At 44.9% G+C, this 21696-nt stretch carries 18 protein-coding genes and 1 tRNA gene; 13 read left to right on the forward strand and 6 right to left on the reverse strand.

Annotated elements, in window-relative coordinates; translation table 11 throughout:
- Window positions 1–40 precede the first annotated feature (40 nt).
- Both tatA and INQ51_RS04390 read left to right on the forward strand, forming a co-directional pair.
- Complete coding sequence (gene tatA / locus INQ51_RS04385; RefSeq protein ID WP_233376666.1) at window positions 41–241, forward strand: twin-arginine translocase TatA/TatE family subunit; 201 nt, start codon at window positions 41–43, stop codon at window positions 239–241.
- A gap of 153 nt (window positions 242–394) precedes the next feature.
- Window positions 395–1444, forward strand: a complete 1050-nt coding sequence (locus INQ51_RS04390) for a DUF4837 family protein (protein WP_233376667.1) — start codon at window positions 395–397, stop codon at window positions 1442–1444.
- 86 nt (window positions 1445–1530) lie between these two features.
- On the opposite strand, the gene metF is transcribed toward INQ51_RS04390, so the two are convergent.
- Both metF and metH read right to left on the reverse strand, forming a co-directional pair.
- Complete coding sequence (metF, locus tag INQ51_RS04395) at window positions 1531–2484, reverse strand: methylenetetrahydrofolate reductase [NAD(P)H] (protein WP_233376668.1); 954 nt, start codon at window positions 2482–2484, stop codon at window positions 1531–1533.
- Window positions 2485–2638: 154 nt separating this feature from the next.
- A complete protein-coding gene (gene metH / locus INQ51_RS04400) occupies window positions 2639–6307 on the reverse strand; it encodes a methionine synthase (RefSeq protein ID WP_233376669.1) in 3669 nt (1222 codons plus the stop codon).
- Window positions 6308–6627: 320 nt separating this feature from the next.
- Between metH and INQ51_RS04405 the strand changes: the two genes are divergently transcribed.
- Complete coding sequence (locus tag INQ51_RS04405; protein WP_233376670.1) at window positions 6628–7770, forward strand: MFS transporter; 1143 nt, start codon at window positions 6628–6630, stop codon at window positions 7768–7770.
- Window positions 7771–7846: 76 nt separating this feature from the next.
- Here the strand turns inward: INQ51_RS04405 and INQ51_RS04410 are convergent, their stop codons facing one another.
- Entirely contained in the window at window positions 7847–10087 is a 2241-nt protein-coding gene (locus INQ51_RS04410; protein ID WP_233376671.1) for a nitric-oxide reductase large subunit, read from the reverse strand.
- A 103-nt stretch (window positions 10088–10190) separates the two neighbouring features.
- On the opposite strand from INQ51_RS04410, the gene ric reads away from it, so the two are divergent.
- The 10 genes from ric to INQ51_RS04455 all read left to right on the forward strand — a co-directional run bounded on the left by ric (window position 10191) and on the right by INQ51_RS04455 (window position 18889).
- Window positions 10191–10919: an iron-sulfur cluster repair di-iron protein gene (gene ric, locus INQ51_RS04415; protein WP_233376672.1), complete on the forward strand. Its 729-nt coding sequence runs from the start codon at window positions 10191–10193 to the stop codon at window positions 10917–10919.
- 4 nt (window positions 10920–10923) lie between these two features.
- Window positions 10924–11364, forward strand: a complete 441-nt coding sequence (locus INQ51_RS04420; RefSeq protein ID WP_233376673.1) for an RrF2 family transcriptional regulator — start codon at window positions 10924–10926, stop codon at window positions 11362–11364.
- Window positions 11365–11382: 18 nt separating this feature from the next.
- On the forward strand, window positions 11383–12108 hold the full coding sequence (locus tag INQ51_RS04425; RefSeq protein WP_233376674.1) for an aspartate/glutamate racemase family protein: 726 nt from the start codon (window positions 11383–11385) through the stop codon (window positions 12106–12108).
- Between the two features lie 76 nt (window positions 12109–12184).
- Window positions 12185–12484: a hypothetical protein gene (locus INQ51_RS04430; RefSeq protein ID WP_233376675.1), complete on the forward strand. Its 300-nt coding sequence runs from the start codon at window positions 12185–12187 to the stop codon at window positions 12482–12484.
- A gap of 35 nt (window positions 12485–12519) precedes the next feature.
- The gene (locus INQ51_RS22710; RefSeq protein ID WP_410796113.1) at window positions 12520–12699 is read left to right on the forward strand and encodes a ferredoxin; all 180 of its coding nucleotides are present in this window, start codon (window positions 12520–12522) and stop codon (window positions 12697–12699) included.
- Window positions 12692–13933, forward strand: coding sequence for a DUF438 domain-containing protein (locus INQ51_RS04435; RefSeq protein ID WP_233376676.1), 1242 nt, complete (start codon window positions 12692–12694; stop codon window positions 13931–13933). Before INQ51_RS22710 ends, INQ51_RS04435 begins: the two co-directional genes overlap by 8 nt.
- 3 nt (window positions 13934–13936) lie before the next feature.
- On the forward strand, window positions 13937–14458 hold the full coding sequence (locus tag INQ51_RS04440) for a DUF1858 domain-containing protein (RefSeq protein ID WP_233376677.1): 522 nt from the start codon (window positions 13937–13939) through the stop codon (window positions 14456–14458).
- A 6-nt stretch (window positions 14459–14464) separates the two neighbouring features.
- Window positions 14465–15655, forward strand: a complete 1191-nt coding sequence (locus INQ51_RS04445) for a DUF438 domain-containing protein (protein ID WP_233376678.1) — start codon at window positions 14465–14467, stop codon at window positions 15653–15655.
- A 572-nt stretch (window positions 15656–16227) separates the two neighbouring features.
- A complete protein-coding gene (locus INQ51_RS04450) occupies window positions 16228–16959 on the forward strand; it encodes a DUF1080 domain-containing protein (RefSeq protein WP_233376679.1) in 732 nt (243 codons plus the stop codon).
- Between the two features lie 397 nt (window positions 16960–17356).
- A complete protein-coding gene (locus INQ51_RS04455; protein WP_233376680.1) occupies window positions 17357–18889 on the forward strand; it encodes a Gfo/Idh/MocA family protein in 1533 nt (510 codons plus the stop codon).
- Window positions 18890–19339: 450 nt separating this feature from the next.
- Here INQ51_RS04455 and INQ51_RS22715 read toward each other — a convergent pair whose 3' ends face one another.
- The 3 genes from INQ51_RS22715 to INQ51_RS04465 all read right to left on the reverse strand — a co-directional run bounded on the left by INQ51_RS22715 (window position 19340) and on the right by INQ51_RS04465 (window position 21402).
- Window positions 19340–19615, reverse strand: coding sequence for a GIY-YIG nuclease family protein (locus INQ51_RS22715; protein ID WP_410796115.1), 276 nt, complete (start codon window positions 19613–19615; stop codon window positions 19340–19342).
- Between the two features lie 75 nt (window positions 19616–19690).
- Window positions 19691–19764, reverse strand: a tRNA-Ile gene (locus INQ51_RS04460).
- Between the two features lie 141 nt (window positions 19765–19905).
- A complete protein-coding gene (locus tag INQ51_RS04465; protein WP_233376681.1) occupies window positions 19906–21402 on the reverse strand; it encodes a Gfo/Idh/MocA family protein in 1497 nt (498 codons plus the stop codon).
- Between the last annotated feature and the right edge of the window lie 294 nt (window positions 21403–21696).

Consider the following 21696-nt stretch of genomic DNA (forward strand, 5'->3'; position numbering starts at 1 on the left):
AATATTTCTATTTTTGTCACGAACCAATTAACAAAGTATCATGAATCTATTTGTATTAGCAGGATTTATTGGGCCACAGGAAATTATTATCATCCTGATTATTGTATTGCTCCTGTTTGGTGGACGCAAAATTCCGGAGTTAATGAAAGGTCTTGGGAAAGGAATGAAGGAATTCAAAAAAGCCACCAAGGATGAAGACAATGAGGATGATGTTTCGGAACCAGGTAAAATTGAAAAGTAATCCATATCCCATCAAATAATGGAATCCCGTTCAAACAGAGCGGGATTTTTTTGTTTCTTCTTGTTCCGGTCTGCCCGTTAACACAAGCCATCTTAACCATCAGAATGGTAAGATTTTTGTTAGTAAGGTTCGGAACCAAAAAATCTGAATGCTATGAAACTCAAAATTAACATCTTTGCTCCAATTATTATATTGGCAGTATTTCTGTTCTCGTGTAATAACGACTCAACCAACATGCGAAAAAAGATCACCGGTAAAGCGGGTGAAATGGTGGTTGTCATTTCGAAAAGCGCCTGGGAAGGAAGTCCAGGAGAGGCTATTCGTGCAACCTTGTCGCAACCGCAGATCGCCCTTCCGCAGGAAGAGCCGCTTTTTGATGTGATTGACGTACCACACGAAGCATTCAAAGATATTTTCAGGTCTACCCGCAACATCGTTCAAACAAATATTTCGCAGAATGTTGAAACGGAAGGCGTAACGTTTACCGATGATGTTTGGGCTTATCCGCAGGCTACCGTGCAGATCAAAGCAAAAACACCCGACCGTTTCGTGGAGCTCTTCAACGAAAACAAAGGCAAAATACTGTCGTATTTTCTGGCTGCCGAGCGCGAAAGAGTTACGATGAATTACAAGAAAACCTACGAAAAATCGGTGTTCAATATTTTGAACAAGGATTTTGGTGTTACCATGCATGTTCCTCCGGGTTTCAGAGTAATGGAGCAAAAAAAGGATTTCCTGTGGGTACAGTACGATTCGCCTGAGATCTTCCAGGGCATCGTTATTTACACCTATCCTTTTGTTTCCGACAGTGCATTTACGGTTAGTTACCAACTTCCCATTCGCGACAGTTTACTAAAGGCCAATGTTCCGGGCCCGTCTGACGGCAGTTATTTGTCAACGGAAACAAGGGTCGATCAGATTTTCAATGTAACAAAACACAATGGAAACTACGCGGCTGAAATGCGCGGATTGTGGCGGGTTGCCAACGATTTTATGGGTGGTCCTTACATCGCATTGTCAGAACTGGACATGGAAAACCAAAGGGTTATTAACGCTTTTGGCTTTGTTTATGCACCCAGTAAAGACAAGCGCAACCTGCTACGCCAGGTGGAAGCAATGATCTATTCACTCAAACTGAATAACCAAAAAGAAAACGATACGCTTAACAAGCAGTCGGATTTTGAAGTCAACATTGAAGGTTAAGAAACTACGCTTATAAATAAGAAGGCCGGGGAAACAAGTTCTCTGGCCTTACTTTTATAATATAGTGCAATCGCGTTATAGCCCGTTTAAAAAGCTGCTTTTACAATTTCTTTTACGTTATCCGAAATGCCGTAAGTATAAATATGAAGCGAAGGTGCTTTATGCGCTACCAGGTCTTTTGACTGGTAAATAGCCCACTCGGTTCCAACCTTTTGTGCCTGGTCGTTGGTTTTACACTTGGCCAGTTCTTTCGACAACTCCATCGGCAGGTCGATGTTGAATATCTTCGGAAGAACCGTCAGCTGGTTCACCAGGTTGATTGGTTTAATTCCAGGAATAATCGGCACCGTAATTCCCATGGCGCGGCAGCGGTCCACAAAATCGTAGTAAACTTGGTTGTCGAAAAACATCTGCGTTACAATGTAATCGGCACCGGCATCTACTTTTTGTTTCAGGTAGGCCATGTCAGAATCCATGTTTGGCGCTTCAAAGTGCTTTTCCGGATAACCGGCCACTCCGATACAAAAATCCAGCGGCATGTTGTTTCTCAGGTCACCATCCAGGTATTTTCCTTTTCCCAGGTCTTTGATCTGCTCCACCAACTCGTTGGCATTCGCATGTCCGTTTTCAGTCGGGTGAAACACACTTTGCCCTTTTATTCCGTCACCACGTAAAGCCAGCACATTGTTAATTCCGAGAAAATTAAGATCGATCAGCACGTGTTCCGTTTCACTTTTGGTAAAGCCGCCACATAAAATATGCGGTACCACCGGAATGTGGTATTTGTGCTGAATGGTAGCAGCTATTGCCACTGTTCCCGGGCGTTTGCGAACCGTACGTTTCACAATCGAACCGTCTTTCATTTCCTTGAATTCCACCTCATCGCGGTGGGTCGTAATGTTGATGTACTTTGGATCGAACTCTGTCAGACTCTCAATGGTCTGATACAGTTTCGAAGCATCGTTCCCTTTCAGGGGCGGCAAAAGTTCGAATGAAAACACGGTACTTTTTGCTGCTTTTATGGTGTCTATGACCTTCATTGTCGGTTTGTCTTTTGAATTGCAAATGTAATAAAATCGTACCCTTTGGTATGAAATCCCCTCTCTTTCACGGAAAATTGCGCGTTAATTTAACCGAAGATTTTCATCCGTCAGCATTTATACGACAGCAGGTTTCTTTCTGTTCCCGTTTGAATTATTTATAATTCAAATTGGTCGGCAGGAATTTCTCAACAAAGTCGATGGGTTTGCCTTTTCGTTTGGCGTAATCAGCCACCTGGTCGATCCCGATTTTCTCCAGACTAAAATACCGCGACTCGGGATGTACAAAGAACTCTCCGGATACCGAAGCATTGGGATACATCGCAAAATGTTCGGTCAGCGAAATGCCCACTTCTTCGGCCTTAATCAGCTCGAAAAGACTTTCTTTTTCCGAATGTTCCGGACATGCAGGATAGCCCAGTGCCGGGCGAATTCCCTGGTATTTTACTTTCAGGATGTCATCCAGCGAAAGGTTCTCATCGGGTACGTAGCCCCAGTAATTTTTGCGGACTTCCAGGTGCAGTAATTCCGCAAAAGCCTCACTCAGCCGGTCGGCCAGCGCTTCCAGCATAATCGCTTTGTAATCGTTGTGCTCGGCACGGTACTGATCTTTCCATTTCTCGATACCAATTCCGGCGGTGGTGGCAAAACCTCCGCAATAATCGATTTTTCCCGACTCAAGCGGTGCCACAAAATCGGCGAGACAGAAATTCGGCACCCCCGTTTTTTTCTTTTCCTGTTGCCGGATGTGATAAAAACGGCCGATTTCTTTCGAGCGAGTTTCGTCTTCAAACAACACCACATCGTCACCATCGGCATTGGCCGGCCAAATTCCGAAAGCAGCATTTGCCTGCAACATTTTCTTTTCGATTATCTCGTCCAGCATTTCATTGGCTTCCTGATAAAGCTTCTGAGCTTCTTCTCCTTGTTTTTCGTCCTTGAAAATATCCGGGTAATGTCCTTTCAATCCCCAGGTAATAAAGAAGAACGTCCAGTCGATGTAATTTCTCAGTTCCTCCAGCGGGAAGTCAATCAAATGCTTCACCCCGGTGAAATTCGGTTTGTAAATCGGGGTGTTGTTCCAGTCGATACTGAATTTATTGCCACGGGCTTCACTCAGTGTCAGGTATTCTTTGGTTTTTCGCTGCCCCTGAAACTGCCGGATGTTTTCATAATCATCGCGGACCGATTTCAGGTAATTTTCGTTTTTCGCAATCAGGTTCGACACCACATTTACCGCCAGCGAAGCATCTTTTACATGAATCACCGGGTTCGAATATTCCGGCTCAATTTTCACCGCCGTATGGATTTTGGATGTAGTAGCCCCGCCAATCATTACCGGAATGTCCATTTTGCGGCGTTCCATTTCCTTGGCAACGTCCACCATAATTTCCAGCGATGGCGTAATCAGACCACTTAGCCCGATCACATCCACCTTGTTTTTCACGGCTTCATCCAGAATTTTTTCGGTGGGCACCATTACTCCCAGGTCGATGATTTCGTAGTTGTTACAACCAAGCACCACACCTACAATGTTCTTCCCAATGTCGTGCACATCGCCTTTAACAGTAGCCATCAGCACTTTTTTCTGAGAAGTTGAATTTTTGAATTTCTCCTTGTCGGCTTCTATGTAAGGCAGCAAATACGCCACCGCCTTTTTCATTACCCGTGCCGATTTAATTACCTGCGGAAGAAACATTTTTCCGGCACCAAAAAGTTCACCCACGATGTTCATCCCGGCCATTAGCGGGCCTTCGATAATATTCAGCGCCGGCGAATATTTGGTGAGTGCTTCCGCCATGTCTTCGTCCACATGCTCGGGCAATCCTTTTACCAACGCATGACTGATGCGTTCTTCCAGCGGAAGTTCACGCCATTCGTCTTTTTTCTCCTCTTTTTTACCGCTTACCTTCAGGTTTTCAGCAAATTCAAGCAGGCGCTCCGTTGCATCCGGACGGCGGTTCAGAACAATATCTTCAATCCTTTCGAGGAAATCTTTCGGAATCTCATCGTAGATCTGCAACATTCCGGGGTTGACGATTCCCATGTCGAGACCAGCCCTGATGGCATAAAACAGGAAAACCGAGTGCATCGCTTCGCGCACCACGTCGTTTCCGCGGAACGAAAAGGAGACGTTGCTGACACCGGCGCTTACTTTCGCCAAAGGCAGGTTTTCCTTGATCCATTTTACCGATTCAATAAAAGAAACCGCGTAATTATTGTGCTCTTCAATCCCTGTCCCGATGGTCAAAACATTGGGGTCGAAGATGATATCCTGTGGTGGGAAATGTACTTTTTCAGTAAGAATTTTGTAGGCACGCGTACAAATTTCCTTGCGACGTTCGGTGTTATCTGCCTGCCCTTTTTCATCAAAAGCCATTACAATAACCGCCGCACCGTATCTTTTTACCGTTTTTGCCTGCTGAATAAAAGCTTCCTCGCCTTCTTTCAAACTGATCGAGTTTACGATCGCTTTCCCCTGCAAACACTTTAACCCGGCTTCAATCACGTTCCATTTCGACGAGTCGATCATGATCGGCAGTTTGGCAATATCCGGCTCTGCCATAATCAGGTTCAGGAAAGTGGTCATTTCCTTTTCGGCATCCAACATCGCGTCGTCCATGTTTACATCGATCACCTGCGCGCCGTTCTCTACCTGCTGCCGGGCAATGGTCAGGGCTTGTTCGTATTTCCCTTCGCTAATCAGGCGGGCAAATTTTCGTGAACCGGCCACGTTACAACGCTCACCAATGTTCATGAAATTGGTATTTTCGGTAATCGTCACGGGCTCCAAACCGCTCAGTTTCATGTTAGTTCCCGGATCGACCAAATGGTGAGGCCGGGCTTTGGCAGCCAGGTCGGCAAAAGCATGGATATGTTCCGGAGTGGTTCCGCAACATCCGCCAATGATGTTTACAAAGTTGTTATCAAGATAATCTTTGATGTAACCGGCCATGATCTCCGGCGACTCATCGTAACCTCCAAACTGGTTGGGCAGACCCGCATTGGGATGCGCACTGATGTGGAAAGGCGCCTTTTTCGAAAGCTCTTTTACATAAGGGCGGAGATCGCTGGTACCCAACGAACAGTTCAAGCCGATACTCAGCAAATCGACATGCGATACTGAATTCAGAAAAGCTTCCAGGGTTTGTCCCGAAAGTGTTCGTCCGCTGGCATCGGTAATTGTTCCGGAAACCATCAGCGGAAGTTCGATTCCGCGGGCTTCCAATGCCTCTTCTACCGCAAAAATGGCGGCTTTGGCATTCAGCGTATCAAAAATGGTTTCGATCAGCAACAGATCAACACCTCCGTCCAGCAAACCTTCTACCTGCTCGCGGTAAGACTTTTTTACCGTATCAAACGAAACAGCCCGGTAGCCGGGGTCGTTCACATCGGGCGAAAGCGATAAAGTTTTGTTGGTAGGCCCGATGGAACCTGCTACAAAACGTGGTTTCTCCGGTGTTTTTTCGGTAAACTCATTGGCAAGCGCCACCGCCAGTTCCGCCGAAGCTTTGTTCATTTCATAAACAAGCGCCTCTGCACCATAATCGGCCTGTGAAATACTGGTGGCATTAAAAGTATTAGTTTCCAGGATATCGGCTCCTGCCTCCAGGTAACGGGTATGGATCTCTTTTATGATCTCAGGCTTTGTAATTGAGAGCATGTCGTTATTTCCCTTCTGATCGTTGGGAAAATCCTTTAAGCGCTCTCCGCGGTAATCTTCCTCTGTTAACCTGTATTCCTGAATCAAAGAACCCATGGCGCCGTCCATAACAAGAACGCGTGTTTTAAGTTCTGTCCTGATGTCTTTCCGTCTGTTCATTCAAAGTATTTGATTGGGGGCTGATCTCCCCAGTGTATTTTATATTCGCTTTTTCTATCCGCAGCCACAAAGTTAAATAAACTACCCCATGGAACTTACAGTTTGGCAGTATTTACCTCGTTTGTAAACTGAAACTTTCACAAAAACGGCAGTTGTTCATTATAACCATCCCCCGGGGGAAATGTTTTCAGGCTTCTTCAGGCTTTCTTCCCATGAGAAAATTTGTTTTCCCGTTCTGCTGACAAATTCATCTTTTTGTGCTTAATTTTGCCGCTCTGCCTGTAACTACTCCATCCTGCCCAAAAACGAAAGGAAGAAGCATGAGCAAAAACATCCGATATTTAACCACCGTTATTTCCATAACTCTTGGATTACGTTTGTTTTCCATGTCGATCATCATTCCATTTCTGTCAGCTTACGCCATGAACCTTAAAGGCGGAAGCCCGGCACTAACCGGCTATGCACTCGGAATTTTCGGACTCACACAAGCTGTCCTTCAGATTCCGTTTGGCGCGTTAAGCGACCGCATCGGTTATAAAAAAGTGATGCTGGCCGGACTTGTAATGCTGATAGCCGGATTGCTCACTGCTGCATATGCCACGTCGGTTGGCTGGCTTATTTTTGCCCGTGCCCTGCAGGGAAGCGGTGCCATTGTTACCGTTGGCTATTCGTGGCTGTCTTCGGTTGCGGGCGATGCCGATCGCGACCGAATACTCACCCGGCTCGGAGCCCTGCTGGCCACTTTCACCATGTTGTCCTATGTGCTCGGTCCACTTGTTCACATTGTGCTGAATGTTAGCCAAATGTTTGTGTTCTCTGCCTTTCTTATTGTGGGTTGTTTTATTTGGGTCCTTACAAGCACCCGGCAGGTAAACCCTGTTTTGCGAAAAGAACAGGCTCAAAAATACAAGGTGAAATCGGTTTTTAACCCGGCCCACCTTCGAAAAAGCCTGCTTCTTACCTTCAACAACCTGTTAATGATGGCTTTCTTTTTTATGCTTCCGCTTTTACTCGAAGGACATCTTGCCACTAACCAAATGTGGATTGTTCTTAGTCCTGCTATTTTGATTGCCATCGCGGTTTTGCCTTACTTTTCAAAACGGGCCTCGCAGCGAAATCCCAGAACAGTGTTAACCATTCTGTTTTTACTGATTGCTGCCGGTTTTCTCATCATCTATTTCCGAACCGTTGTTTCAATCGTTATCGGCACCATCTTGCTGATGATGGGCGTGTTCTCCATCTCGTCCATTGTTCCGATGCTGATCAACCGCGAAATTGACAACCGCCAGCGTGGGAAAGGCAACGGGGTGATGGTAAGCTTACAATACTTTGGATCGTTTTTGGGCGCCGCAGTTACCGGAAAACTGTGGGGTTGGGGCCCCTCTGTTGCCTTTGGTTTTGCCGGAACCGTAATTCTTACAGGAATCGTCCTGATCAATTTTCAAAAGAAAGCGAAAGCGTAAAAATTTGTTCTGATGCTTTCTGTTACCAAATGAAGCCGGAAACCCGTGTTGAGTTTCCAACTTCATAGGCAGGCTGCTATTTTTTAACAGACCATCCTGTTTTCAGCCCAAAAACAAACCAGCCAAGATACAATGCGCCCACCGCAAATATTGTATCACCGATTACCCGTAACCAACGAACTGTTTCCAGCGTTGGCGTTTCCAGAAATTCGGCCGAACGGGCGTACCACAATCCGTGTTTCACACTGGCAACAGTTTGAGCCAGGCCAACCGGAAGCACGCTTAAAACAACCATTAACAGCAGTCCGATATTCAGCATCCAAAATGAAAGGCGTATATTTTTTTCTTTCCACGTTACATTCAAATCCATATCACGCAAAACAAAGAGCATAAGCCCGATCCCCAGCATTCCGTAGACCCCAAACAAGGCAGTATGTCCGTGAACCGGTGTTGTATTCAACCCCTGCATGTAGTAAAGTGCAATGGGCGGATTGATCAGGAAACCAAAGATACCGGCGCCCAGAAAGTTCCAGAAAGCCACCGAAACAAAAAAGTAAATCGGCCATTTGTAGGCTGAAACCCATTCCTTCGCCCTACTCATTCGTATGTTATGGTAGGCCTCAAAACCCATTAGTACCAGCGGCACTACTTCGAGCGCACTAAACGTTGCCCCAAGAGCGAGCACCGCGGTTGGAGTTCCTGTAAAATACAAGTGATGAAAAGTCCCTAAAATTCCTCCGGAAAGGAAAATAATGGTCGAGAACAACACACTGGAAGTGGCTATTTTTGCCTGAATCAACTGCATCCGAACAAACAGGAAAGCAATGGCCACGGTAGCAAACACCTCGAAGAAGCCTTCCACCCAAAGGTGCACCACCCACCAGCGCCAGTACTCAGCAATGGCCAGGTGCGTTTGCCGACCCCACATTAAGCCGGCGGCATAAAAAGCTGCAATGGCCACCGAAGCAATCAGGAACATCGTCAGCAAATGACGGTTCTCGTTTTTTGCCTTTATAGCCGGCCAAATCGCTCTTCCCATTAACAACAACCACAAAACCAAGCCAATAAACAAAAATATCTGCCAGAACCGTCCGAGGTCAACATACTCGTATCCCTGATGTCCGAACCAGAAGTTTTCTACCAGGCCCAGTTTCTGCATTACGCCCATCCATTGTCCGGCCAGCGAGCCCACAACAATAATCAGCAATGCAATAAACAAGAAGTTAACTCCGAAACGTTGAAATTTTGGTTCTTTCCCCGAGATTGCGGGAGCAATAAACAAGCCGGTAGCCAGCCACGACGTGGCGATCCAGAAAATGGCTAACTGAATGTGCCAGGTGCGGGAAATGGAGTACGGTAATACATCCGCCAGTGGCAGCCCGTAAAAACCGAGCCCTTCCACTCCGTAGTGCGCCGTAATAACACCCATTAATATCTGCACCAAAATGAGGGCAGTTACTACCCAGAAATATTTTAAGGTCGCTTTCATTGAAGGGGTGAGTTGGGTCCCCGATAAAGGATTCACCTTGGGTACAACATGGTCCTCTTCCTCTTCGCGGTTGGTGGCGTAATACCAGCCAAGCAGGCCAATACCAAACAGCAAAATAATCACACTAAAGCCGGTCCACAGAAGCAACGCCCCCGTTGGTTCGTTGCCCACCAGTTTTTCGGGTGGCCAGTTATTGGTAAAGGTGATTTCCATGCCGGGCCGCTCGGTTACTGTTGCCCACGAAGCCCAAAAGAAAAAGGCGTTCATTTTCCGCATTCTTTCCGGGTCTTTTATTGTATTGGCCGGAATGCTGTAAGCTTCACGTAAATGTGCAAGCTCCGGATCGTTCATAAACAAACCGCCATAATGCGCACTGTTGCTTTGGATAGCTTCTGCCCGCACGGCTGAAATTGTTGTGTTCTTAGACTGCGTGTCGTAAGTATTCTTTCGCAATTCGTTTTGTAAACGCTTCTGCAACTGGGCCTGGTTTTCATCCGGCAGGTCGTCGTATCTTTTTGAAAAATCATCCAACGACCACTTATTCAGAATAAAAACAGCCTCGCGGTGCAGCCAGTCGGCGGTCCAGTCGGGAGCTTTGTAGGCGCCGTGCCCCCAAACAGTTCCGACTTCCTGCCCTCCCATCGATTGCCAAACATTCTGGCCATCCTTGATATCTGCCGCGGTAAATACCACCGTGCCATCTTCGGTGACCACTTTTTCAGGAATGGGAGGCGCTTCGCGATAAATTTCCCGGCCATAATATCCAAGTATTCCAAACGAAATAACCATAACCAGGATAAAACCGATCCAAAGTTTCTTTGAATTCATAAGATTGATTTTTATTGTTTGTGGGAGCAAATATAAAATAAAATAATAAAAGGACCCTGCTATCCTTTTATGAAAAATTATATCTTTGTCAAAAAACAGAATTATGGAAATTAATTTGAATACTTCAGTTGGCGAAATTGTAAAAGGTAACTACAAAACAGCCCGGATTTTTGATCAGCACAAAATTGATTTTTGTTGTGGCGGAGCCATCAGTGTTAAAGAGGCGTGTGCAAAGGCAAATGTTTCGCAGGAAGTTTTACTGGAAGAGCTGGAAACGGTTTTTCTTACGGATGATCCCGATTCAAAATACATCGACAGTTTAGGTCTCGATCAGCTAAGTGATTATATTGTGGCACGTCATCATTCGTATGTAAGCCAGAATATTCCCTTTCTTCAGCAAAAGCTTCAAAAACTTTGCGATGTACACGGCGAAAACCACCCGGAGCTTTTCAAAGTAAAAGACTTGTTTAGCACTGCGGCCGGCAACCTGACCATGCACATGCAAAAAGAGGAGCTGGTACTTTTCCCGTACATCCGGAAAATGGTTCAATACAAAAACGGCGACACCAGCATTGCGAACGAGTTTGGAGGCGTTAACGGCCCGATAGAAGTAATGTTGCAGGAACACCAGGCCGAAGGCGAGCGTTTTTTTGAAATAGCAGACCTAACTTCTGGCTATACCTGCCCGCCCGACGGATGCAACACCTATCGCATTACTTATCAGACGCTAAGCGACTTCGAGCAGGATCTGCACCGACATATTCATTTGGAAAACAACATTTTATTTTTGAAAGCATTAGCTTTGGAAAAAGAAATTATTTCCAAAAACTAAAGACATGTTAGCAAAAAGTACCGAATATGCCATACGGGCACTGGTTTATGTTCAGCTTAAAAACTGGGAAGGAAAGCGACCCGGAGTAGTTGAAATTGCACGCGAGATTGAAGCGCCCGAGGCATTTTCGGCCAAAATTCTGCAAACCCTTACCCGGCATCAGTTGCTCGACTCGGCAAAAGGACGCGGTGGAGGCTTCTTTTTTAACGACGAACAAACCCAGCTTTCGCTATACAAGATCATTCATGTAATGGAAGGCGACGGCTGTTTCCACCGCTGCGGATTTGGACTGAAATCGTGCAACAACGAAAATCCATGCCCACTGCACGAGCAGTACAAAGTGGTTCGCGACAGCTTCTACGACATTGTCCGGAAGGAATCGATTCAATCTCTCTCGGAAAAAATCAAAAAAGGCGAAGCCGTGTTAAAACGTTCGATTACTTAAACCCAAAAAATAACTGTTTTGAAAACAATTGGAATAATCGGGGGTCTGGGACCCGAAGCAACCATCGATTACTACAAGGAAATCATCCACCATTTCAATCTGAAGAATCAGACGGGAAATGCTGTTTATCCTGAAATTGTGATTTACAGTGTGGACATGTGGAAATTTGTGGGGCTTTTGGGACAGAAGAAATACGAAGAGGCCGTTGACTACCTGGTTCGCCGCGTTAACAGTCTTGGAAAATCCGGGGTTGATTTTGCCGTTTTAAGTGCCAACACACCGCATTTGCTGTTCAACGAAATCCAGTCGAAAGTGGACATTCCGCTCATCAGCATTGTAGAGGCCTGTGCCCGGGAAGCTCAATCACTGTCGGTAAAAAAATGCGGACTGATCGGCACCAAATTCACCATGCAAAACGATTTCTACCGCAAAGTGTTTCTTCAGTACCAGATGGATATAGTGGTGCCCGGCCCGGAACAAATCGAGTACATCAATCAGAAAGTATTCAACGAAATTGAACTGGGAATTTTTAAAGAAGAAACCAAAAACGAGTTTCTCGAAATTGTTGGCGACATGCAAAAGCAGCACGGCATTGAAGCAGTTATCCTGGGTTGCACCGAGTTTCCGCTCATGTTCAGGGAAGAAGCGTATTTGGGAATGCCGTTTCTGAATACCACAAAAATTCATGTGGAGGCTATTTTAAAAGAATGCCTGAAACCAGAAGTTGTGAAGCGAGACCTATAAAAAGCCGCTCTGAAATACAGGACGACGATACTGAAAGTTCCTGATTACATCTTTGAAAACGAATAGATTTGGCGAGATGAAAACATTGGAGAAATATTTACCAGTTACACCCGATTTTTTTGATGTTGCAGAAGTATTCCTGCAAAAAAAGGTAAGAGTTATCTATTTTGGGGTTGACAATGCATTGGAAGAATCAGCAGGAAGCCTGAAAGGGATTGTAACGAACAGCAGAGGAGAGTTTCTGGAAATTGAAAACGCTGATCACCCAAGGCTGGACCGGATTATTACCATTAATGGGAAACCCGGCCCTGCCTACGATGAATACGATGCTTGTGCAAACGCCTGCCTGTCGTGCCAGGCTGGTTACGATGAATAGCTGTGGGAATTAAACGAGTTTGGAGAGACGATAGGGTGAACCAGTGCATAGCCTGCAAAATTTGCCAGGCATATGCACCGCGGGTTTTCAAGGTGTTTGATAAAATGATTGTAGTGCCCTGGCCCGACTACGATTTATACGAACAGGAAATCAGAGAAGCGGCAGAAAACTGCCCGGTACAAATCATAAAATTTGAGGAACGGACCCATGAGTGAGCTAATAAACAATTCGAAATTCAGAAAAGAACAACTGAAACAGCTGATCCTGAAATTACACGAAGGAGAATCGGCTGAAAGTGTCAGAAAACAACTCATTGAATCGCTAAAGAGCATTCCGTACGGCGAGGTTGTGGAAGTTGAACAGGAGCTGATTTCCGAAGGCTTGCCCGAGACCGAAGTGCTGAAATTATGTGACATCCATGGATCCGTGCTAGAAGGGAATGTTGATCTGAGTGCGGCCAAGGCGATTCCGGAGGGCCATCCGGTAGATGTTTTTATCAACGAAAATGCCGAGCTGAAGGCCGTGGCAGCAAAAGCCCGCAACCTGCTTTCAACATTGCAGCAAGTTGATGAGAACGAATTCCCGGAAATAAAACTGGCCTTACTTAGCCTTTTCCACCAGCTTATGGATGTCGACAAACATTATCAGCGAAAGGAGTACCTTGTTTTCCCTTACCTGGAGAAAAATGAAATTACCGGGCCACCCAAAGTAATGTGGGGAAAACACGATGAAATAAGGGAGCAACTAAAAGGATGTATCGAGATTCTGAAAACTCCAGACCTCACCATCCATGACCTGAACGATTCTCTTGAACTGCTCTTTCTTCCAACCCTACAGGCGCTGGTCGATATGACCCAAAAAGAAGAAGAGATCCTGTTCCCGATGTGCATGGATATTCTTACCACCGACGAATGGTGGAACATACACCGGCAAACCCTCGAATTTGGCTTTACCCTGTACGATCCCGAGGTTGAATGGAAACCCGAAGGTTTTTCGGAAGAAAGTGACGACACGACCATTTCGTCCGATGGCAGCATTCAGTTACCATCCGGGAGCTTTTCGGCAAAAGAGATCATGGCCATTTTAAACTCCGTTCCTTTTGATATGACTTTTGTGGACAAAAACGACAAGGTAAAATATTTTACACAGGGAAAGGAACGCATCTTCGCCCGCAGCCGGTCGATCATAAACCGCGATGTTCGCTTGTGCCACCCTCCCGGAAGCGCACACATTGTAGAAAAAATTCTCGAAGACTTTAAATCGGGCAAGGCCTCTCACGCCCCCTTCTGGATTCAAAAGAAAGGTAAATTCATCAAAATTGAGTATTTTGCTTTACGCGGCGACAACAACGAATACCTTGGTACGCTGGAGGTTTCGCAAGACCTGACCGACAACCGCAGCCTCGAAGGCGAACGACGGATTTTATCTTACACCGATGAAAAACCATAAGCGATGGAAAAACTGATCATCACTCCAAAAACAAAAATATTTGACCTGCTGGAAGCCTACCCGCAACTGGAAGACGTTTTAATTAGCGCGGCTCCCCCCTTTAAAAAATTAAAGAACCCGGTGTTGCGAAAAACCATCACAAAAATTACCAGTTTGAGCCAGGCGGCCACTATTGGCGGATTAAAAGTAGAAGAACTGGTGAACAGGCTGCGCACTGAAATTGGACAAACCACCACCGACACAATGGAAGTGGAAGGCGGAAATTACACCACAGAAAAACCGGCGTGGTTTGACGAAAACAAGATTGTGGAAACCATTGACATCCGTGAAATGCTAAATGCCGGCGAACAACCTGTACACGAAGTATTGTCAGCCATTAAGAGGTTAAAAAACAACGAAATCCTAAAGGTCATCGCGCCATTTATTCCGGCCCCGCTGATCGACAAATCGCTTAGCATGAGTTACCGGCACTGGCTCGACAAACAAGCTGGAGAGGAATATTGGGTATTTTTTATTAACGATTAGCCGGCTATGTCAGAATTCACAAAAACCAACGAAAAAAGGCTGGCCAAACTACGGGAAGTTTCAAAATTGATCCTTGAAACAGGAAGTGCACATTCTTTTGTGATGGCCAACAAAAGTTTTATTCCGACCGTTATTCCCACTGATTTTATAGCGCTGTTCGACGTGCTTGTTCAGGAAGAAATCCCGGTTGACAAGCTAAAAATGCTTGCCAACAAGGTTTTGAATATTTTTCACATCCCGATTGAAAATTATCTGCGAATAGAGCCACCTGTGGGTTCTTTTTTGGATGTTCTGGAACAAAACAACAGCCAGATGGTGCAGTTTTTGGATCAAATACGGCCTGTTTTTAAAGCCTTTGCCAAAGATATTCGGGACAAGACTTTGCGCGCAGAATTACTCCAGCACTTCCGGAAGCTCGAAGTATTTGTAAAGCACTATACCATCAAGGAAAATGTTTTGTTTCCGGTAATTGAAAAGACGTGGCCCGATTACCGCTGTCTGCAAATTATGTGGTCGATCCACGACGACATCCGCAAAAACCTGAAAACAGTAATACAACAACTGGAAAGCGGACCGGTGGAAGCCCGGCAGTTTAACCGTTGTATGGGGGATATCTTCTTCAACATGCTGGCCATCAAGTTTAGGGAAGAACACATACTGTTTCCGGCTATTCTCTCTACGATCAGCGAAAAAGAACTGCAGTCGATGAATCACCTGGGCTTTAAAATGGGTTACCCCTACATTCAACCATCTCAGACAACAGCCGGGAAAGAAGAAGTAAGCATAGGCAATGGTTTTATCAATCTGGGAACCGGTGCTTTAAGTATCGAACAAATCAGTTTGATTTTTAACCACCTGCCGGTTGACATTACCTATGTGGACGAAAACAATAAAGTGCAGTATTTTTCGACTCCCCCCAAACGAATTTTTCCGCGGACTACTGCCATTATCGGGCGCGAGGTAAAGAACTGCCATCCGCCTGAAAGCGTTCATGTGGTAGAGAGAATTGTTGATTCATTCCGCTCCGGCGAAAAAGACCAGGCTTCTTTCTGGATAAAAATGAAAGGCGAGTTTATTCTTATCCGCTATTTCGCCGTGAGAGATCAGGCTGGTCAATACAAAGGCGTGATTGAAGTTTCGCAGGAAATATCCGATATCCAATCATTGAAAGGGGAAAAACGATTACTCGATTGGTGATTCGTTCCGGCATCAAAAAGCTTTATTTAAAAAACCAGCCCCTTTTAGCACAATCCCATTCTATTAAAGCCCTGATTTCAAAAGGAAAATCTCTTACTATTCTTGTCCGTAATAATTCGGAAAGAATACCTGTATCCAACCGGCTCCCCTAAACGGCCGGAAATTCAACCAATGCCGGATCAGTTGCGACGACATTGCTACCGGAGCCAAGTTAGTACTGTAAATGGGAGATCGTCCCAATTACAATTGGGGGAACGAAGAACGACCTTCACAAATAAATGCTTTATATTAGCCGTGTAGAAAAAATCGTTTCCTAAAAAACGAATTAGTTAGAACAATACAAGCATGAGAATGGAACATGTACCAGGCGAAAAAAAAATCCGCAAGCTTGTAGAAAACCGGAATAACGGACAATACAAGCAGCTGGAATATGGGCCATTCCACACTTAAACCAACAATTATAAACATGAAATGAGCATGCGTATGGAATTCATTTCAGTTAGGATATTTATCCGTTAGCCGAAAGACCTGTGAATTCGATGCAATGCTTTCAAAACAAAAATTTTAATCGTATGAAAAAGATTCTTTATTTAACGACAGTTGTAACGCTATTTTTTACCGTCTCGGCATTTGCACAAAAGGTTAATAAATTAAGCAAACAAGAAAAAAAGGACAACTGGGTTTTACTTTTTAACGGGAAGAATTTTGACGGATGGAGACAATGCAACGGAACCGCCATGCCAGCCAACTGGGAGATTGAAGACGGAGCCATGAAAGTATTTACCGGCGAAGGGAAAAAACCGGGGCAGGGAGCAGGTGGCGATATTCTTTTCAGCGGCAAAAAATTCAAAAATTTCGAATTGTCAATCGACTGGAAAGCAGGAGAAAAAGCCAACTCCGGCATCTTTTACTACGTGCGGGAAACTCCCGGAGAAGCCATTTATTATGCTGCACCCGAAGCACAGGTACTTGATAACGAAAATGCCACCGACAACAAAGTCGATAGCCACCTCGCAGGCTCGTTGTACGACATGATTGCGGCTGATCCGGCCACCGTAAACCCTGCCGGCCAGTGGAACACTTTTGTGGTGAAAGCACTCAACGGAAAAGTAACACATTACATGAACGGAAAAGAGGTACTGTCGTACACCTTGTGGACAAAAGAATGGGACGAGCTGGTACAAAACAGCAAATTCAAAAACTTTAAAGGTTTTACTGAAGGAATCTCCAAAGAAGGCTACATCGGTCTTCAGGACCATGGTTATACGGTTTGGTTCCGAAATATTAAAATAAGAGAACTGTAAGCCTATCGCTCGCAGTTAGCAGAAATGTTTAGACAAACAGGTTCAGTGCACTTTTCATTACAGCTGCCGGAGCCTGTTTGCTTATGAAATACAGACAAGTAGTTGCACCAATGGCCTTCTGACAAGAGCAAGTTAAAGTTTTTGTAAAAAAAGAAGGTATCAGAAAGAGAGAAACACTGTTACTGTAAAATATAATCGACAACTTTAACGGAAAGAATACAAACGTATTATCTGCCAGTATTTTATTGAGTCTTTTACGACGTATACAAACGACAAGAATGTCTTACCTCGTTTTGTGTTTTAATGGCTCAATAAACTTTCAGAAACAGAGTTATTCTTTTTAAGTTATTTGTATTTCAAAATACAGCATTACCTAAATCAATTAAATACTATAAGAATGAGTAAAGAAGTTCAAGTACCCAGACGCGACTTTATCAAATCGACTGCGATTGTTGCTACGGCTACAGCAATATCCGGCGCGCTGGTTGCCGGTTGTGCGAACGAGGAAAAAAGCGCAGCTCCCGAAGAAAAGAAAGTATGGGACAAAGATAAGTTAAACATTGCCGTTGTTGGCGTAGGCATGGGATGGGGAAACATGCAGCGATGTTCGGATGAAAACATTGTAGCCCTGTGCGATGTCGACACCCGGCGTCTGGCCGGAAGAATTGAAAGCTTCAAGGAGAAGTACCCCGGGAAAACGGTTCCGTACCAATACCAGAGTCACATCAAAATGTTTGAGGAAATTGGTGACCAGATTGACGCGGTAATTATTGCCACTCCCGACCATACGCATGCCAAAATCACGCTGGATGCCATGAAGCTGGGCAAACATGTTTATTGCCAAAAGCCTTTAACGCATAACGTTTATGAATCAAGAATACTAACGCAGGCGGCTGAAAAATATAAAAATGTTGTTACACAAATGGGTAACCAGGGAGCTTCGGGTGACGATACTGCCTGGGTTTGTGAAGCCATCTGGAGTGGCGACATTGGCGAAGTTAAGGAAGTACATGCCTGGACCAACCGCCCGATTTGGCCACAATGTTTAAACAGGCCCGAAGACACCCCTGCCCTTCCGATAGAGTTGGATTGGGATTTATGGCTCGGACCGGCTGCTGTTCGCCCTTACTCACCTCAATACCACCCCTGGAACTGGCGTGGCTGGTACGACTTCGGAACGGGTGCCCTTGGAGATATGGCCTGCCATATTCTGGATGTTGTAATGCGTAGCTTGTGTCTGAAATATCCGACTGGCATTCAGGCAAGCTCTTCCAAATGGACGGTTGAATCTCCTGCCGAATCAGAAAAAGTTACTTACTACTTCCCGGAAAGAGAAAAATTCAGAAATGCGGAAATGCCCGCAGTAAGTGTTACCTGGTACGACGGAGGCTTAAAACCTGACCGTCCTCTTGAAATGGAAGATGGCGAGATGATGGGCGACACCGATGGAGGTGTTTTGTTTATCGGAACCAAAGGGAAGATTGTGTGCGGCTGCTACGGTAAAAATGCCAAACGTCTACCGTCTAAAGATTTTGAAGGTTATGCTCCGCAAATAAATGAGCGTTTGGTTCCCGGAGGAATTGACGGACATGAAAAAGACTGGCTGAGAGCATGCAGGGAAAAACCGGAAGAGCGTGTACAACCCAAATCGCATTTCGGATATGCCGGCCCGTTTAACGAGGTGGTGGTCATGGGTACCGTTGCTCCCCGGTTGGCAGGTTTGGAACGCATTCTGGAATGGGACGGTGAAAAAATGGAATTCACCAACATAACGCAGGAAGACAAAATCAGGCTGCCGAAGATTGTAAAAATGGACCTGAGTACAGGCATCCCAAAATACCAATCGGAATACGAAATTATTAACGCCTACGATTATGCCAAAAGCCTTATAAACGTAAAACCCCGCGCAGGCTGGGAATTGGTTTTGTAAACACCGATTATTTTAGGAGACAGCCATTTGTATTGAATGGTTTTATATCCCCGGGAGATATGCTACGTGCCTATTCCCCGGGGATATTAATTTCATACCTTTCTGACTCATCCCAGCAAAAGATAGAAACGGAGGTTTCAGATCATGAGTTAACTACCTTAAATAAGCGGTCCGTGAAAGTTTCATTGATATTACAGAAATCAACCAGGAAAAGTATCCAACAGAAAGATTAAATCATTTCTCAGCTCTTTTGAAAAATAATTGCATAATTCCCGGCAAACTAAGGCTGGTCGGAGAAACCATTCCCGAAAAGGGATATTTTAATATGCATAAAAAAGGGATTTCGCTTTTTCCAGCAAAATCCATCTTATTTCGTGGGCCCAGCAGGGCATGATCCTGCGACCCCCTGTTCCGATAGCTATCGGAAGAGTCAGGTGCTTGTTTGGTTCACTATTTTTGCCTCAACTCAGGGTATTTCTTTAAATTCTGAATGAAAACTTTACTTTTCATTGATTTAATCTTGCGTTCTATTCTTACTGCATGGGAATAATCAGAAGCTTCAAGGATTAAATAAATACTCCAATCATCTGTTATTGCGGTATATCGGTGTTTTCCATAAACGTGATTGTTGTGCTTTTCAATCCTTTGCTCAATAGATTCGTGCGTTACACCAATATAAAAGCTATTTAACCTTTTACTGAAAAGAATGTAACACGAGGCTGGCATAGGGTTAAGTTTGTTTTTCTCAAAGTTATGAAAAAACAAAAAGCAGCCACATTTCTGTAACTGCTTTATATTTTGTGGGCCCAGCAGGGCATGATCCTGCGACCCCCTGATTATGAGTCAGGTGCTCTAACCAACTGAGCTATAGGCCCTGAATGAAAATCTTTTCTTACGAATGATTTTCGGAGTGCAAGTTTACAACTTTACCCGAAATTACGCAAGTAATTTTTATCTTTTTAAAACAAGAAAAGGGCGCCTTTTTCTGACACCCTTTTCTATCGATATTACTTTTATTATGCTGGCATATCAGGCAAGCTCCAAGGCTTACGATATGTGTGCTTAATAAGTTCGGCAGCAAATTCTTTTGCAGGAATCGGATCAGTCCACGACTTATCAAAAGTTGGGTGACCATCGTGAATCTTAAATCCGTCTTTTACTACAGTCTTAATTTTTTCGTCATCAGTCAGGTTGGTGAATTCCATTTTCTCACCATCCCAATCCAACACTTTGTTTAACGACTGCAGACGAACTGCTAGAACACCCATCACAACCATTTCGTTGAACGGACCTGCTTCGCTGAAATCAGAAGCGGTTTTCACGCGGTTTTCAGGGCTTTCTTTACAAGCGCGTACCCAATCCATTTCGTGGCTGGTTTCTACACGGCGACGGAATTTCGGAGCGTCTGGTGTACGACCTGAAAGCAACCATGGGTCTTTACCGTAACATCCGCATACCAGTGTATCTTTTGTTCCGTGGAACAATACACCACCACCCGAGTTATTCGGATTTTTTCCATCTGGCCATGCTTCCGGCAACATCGGTTTAATACCACCGTCGTACCAGTAAACATCTACTTGCGGAAGTTTCATCTTCGCTTTTTTCGCTGTTTTTCTTTCAGGGAAAGTAAGTTTCACCGATTGAGAAACAGGTGCGCAGTCGTTCAGTAACAAACTTGAGTTACCTTGTGCGTGAATTGGATAACCCAAATTCAGACCAACAAACACAGGGTGCAGAATATGGCAAGCCATGTCACCCAGTGCACCTGTACCGTAATCCCACCAGCCACGCCAGTTCCAAGGATGGTAAACCTGGTTGTAAGGCCTCATTTTGGCGGGTCCTGTAAACAAGTCCCAGTCAAGTGTATCCGGCACCCAGTCTCCTCTTTCCGGAGTGTTCAAACCTTGCGGCCAAATCGGGCGGTCGGTAAACGCTTCTACTTTTGTAACGTCACCAATTTCACCATTTGCCAACCACTCGCAGGTAACGTTTACGCCTTCGCCTGAAGATCCCTGGTTACCCATTGAAGTAGCTACGTTGTACTTATCCGCTAATTTGGTCAACAAACGCGATTCGTAAACGGTGTGAGTCAAAGGTTTCTGAACGTATACGTGTTTACCCATTGTAATGGCATGAGCAGCAATGATAGCATGCGTATGGTCAGCAGTAGCGACCATTACACCGTCGATATCTTTACCTAACTCGTCGTACATTACACGCCAGTCTTTGTACTTTTTGGCTTTTGGGAAAGCATCAAACACGCCATTTCCGGCAGTGTATTTCCAGTCCACATCACAAAGCCCAATGATGTTCTCTGACTTAAGATTTTTTAAGTTAGCGAAGCCCATACCGCCGACACCAACTCCGACAATATTAAGTTTGTCGCTGGGAGCTTTATGCCCCAATCCGGCCACAGCGTGACGCGGAACAATAGTAAATCCGGCGGCAGCCACCGCTGTAGTACCAAGGAAGGCTCTTCTCGAAACCATTCCACTGTTTTCTTTCTCTTTCATGATAAATGTAGTTTTAATCGGATAGGTTTTAAATACTAAAACTGTTAAAAAAACTGTTAAATATAGCGATATTCACAGGACACACAATGCCGGAAGCCATTAAATAGTTAAACCGAATCTTAAAATTTCTTAAGCGGGAAAGCTTAGATCAGGCGGCATTCGTCAAAACAAATCTAGTTGTCAAATACTTACCCTGCACAAGATAGCTGAACTCTATTCTGGTTAAAAAAAATCGATTTGACTTGCGCTATTTGAAAGACTAAATTTGTTTGTTGCCAAAAAGCACGGCATACA

Source organism: Maribellus sp. CM-23, assembly GCF_021354595.1.
Lineage (GTDB): Bacteria > Bacteroidota > Bacteroidia > Bacteroidales > Prolixibacteraceae > Draconibacterium.

Coding starts and splice junctions, on each gene's coding strand:
- tatA (WP_233376666.1), top strand. CDS start 41: ATGAATCTATTTGTATTAGCAGGATTTATTGGGCCACAGGAAATTATT.
- INQ51_RS04390 (WP_233376667.1), top strand. CDS start 395: ATGAAACTCAAAATTAACATCTTTGCTCCAATTATTATATTGGCAGTA.
- metF (WP_233376668.1), bottom strand. CDS start 2,484: ATGAAGGTCATAGACACCATAAAAGCAGCAAAAAGTACCGTGTTTTCA.
- metH (WP_233376669.1), bottom strand. CDS start 6,307: ATGAACAGACGGAAAGACATCAGGACAGAACTTAAAACACGCGTTCTT.
- INQ51_RS04405 (WP_233376670.1), top strand. CDS start 6,628: ATGAGCAAAAACATCCGATATTTAACCACCGTTATTTCCATAACTCTT.
- INQ51_RS04410 (WP_233376671.1), bottom strand. CDS start 10,087: ATGAATTCAAAGAAACTTTGGATCGGTTTTATCCTGGTTATGGTTATT.
- ric (WP_233376672.1), top strand. CDS start 10,191: ATGGAAATTAATTTGAATACTTCAGTTGGCGAAATTGTAAAAGGTAAC.
- INQ51_RS04420 (WP_233376673.1), top strand. CDS start 10,924: ATGTTAGCAAAAAGTACCGAATATGCCATACGGGCACTGGTTTATGTT.
- INQ51_RS04430 (WP_233376675.1), top strand. CDS start 12,185: ATGAAAACATTGGAGAAATATTTACCAGTTACACCCGATTTTTTTGAT.
- INQ51_RS04435 (WP_233376676.1), top strand. CDS start 12,692: ATGAGTGAGCTAATAAACAATTCGAAATTCAGAAAAGAACAACTGAAA.
- INQ51_RS04440 (WP_233376677.1), top strand. CDS start 13,937: ATGGAAAAACTGATCATCACTCCAAAAACAAAAATATTTGACCTGCTG.
- INQ51_RS04445 (WP_233376678.1), top strand. CDS start 14,465: ATGTCAGAATTCACAAAAACCAACGAAAAAAGGCTGGCCAAACTACGG.
- INQ51_RS04450 (WP_233376679.1), top strand. CDS start 16,228: ATGAAAAAGATTCTTTATTTAACGACAGTTGTAACGCTATTTTTTACC.
- INQ51_RS04455 (WP_233376680.1), top strand. CDS start 17,357: ATGAGTAAAGAAGTTCAAGTACCCAGACGCGACTTTATCAAATCGACT.
- INQ51_RS22715 (WP_410796115.1), bottom strand. CDS start 19,615: ATGCCAGCCTCGTGTTACATTCTTTTCAGTAAAAGGTTAAATAGCTTT.
- INQ51_RS04465 (WP_233376681.1), bottom strand. CDS start 21,402: ATGAAAGAGAAAGAAAACAGTGGAATGGTTTCGAGAAGAGCCTTCCTT.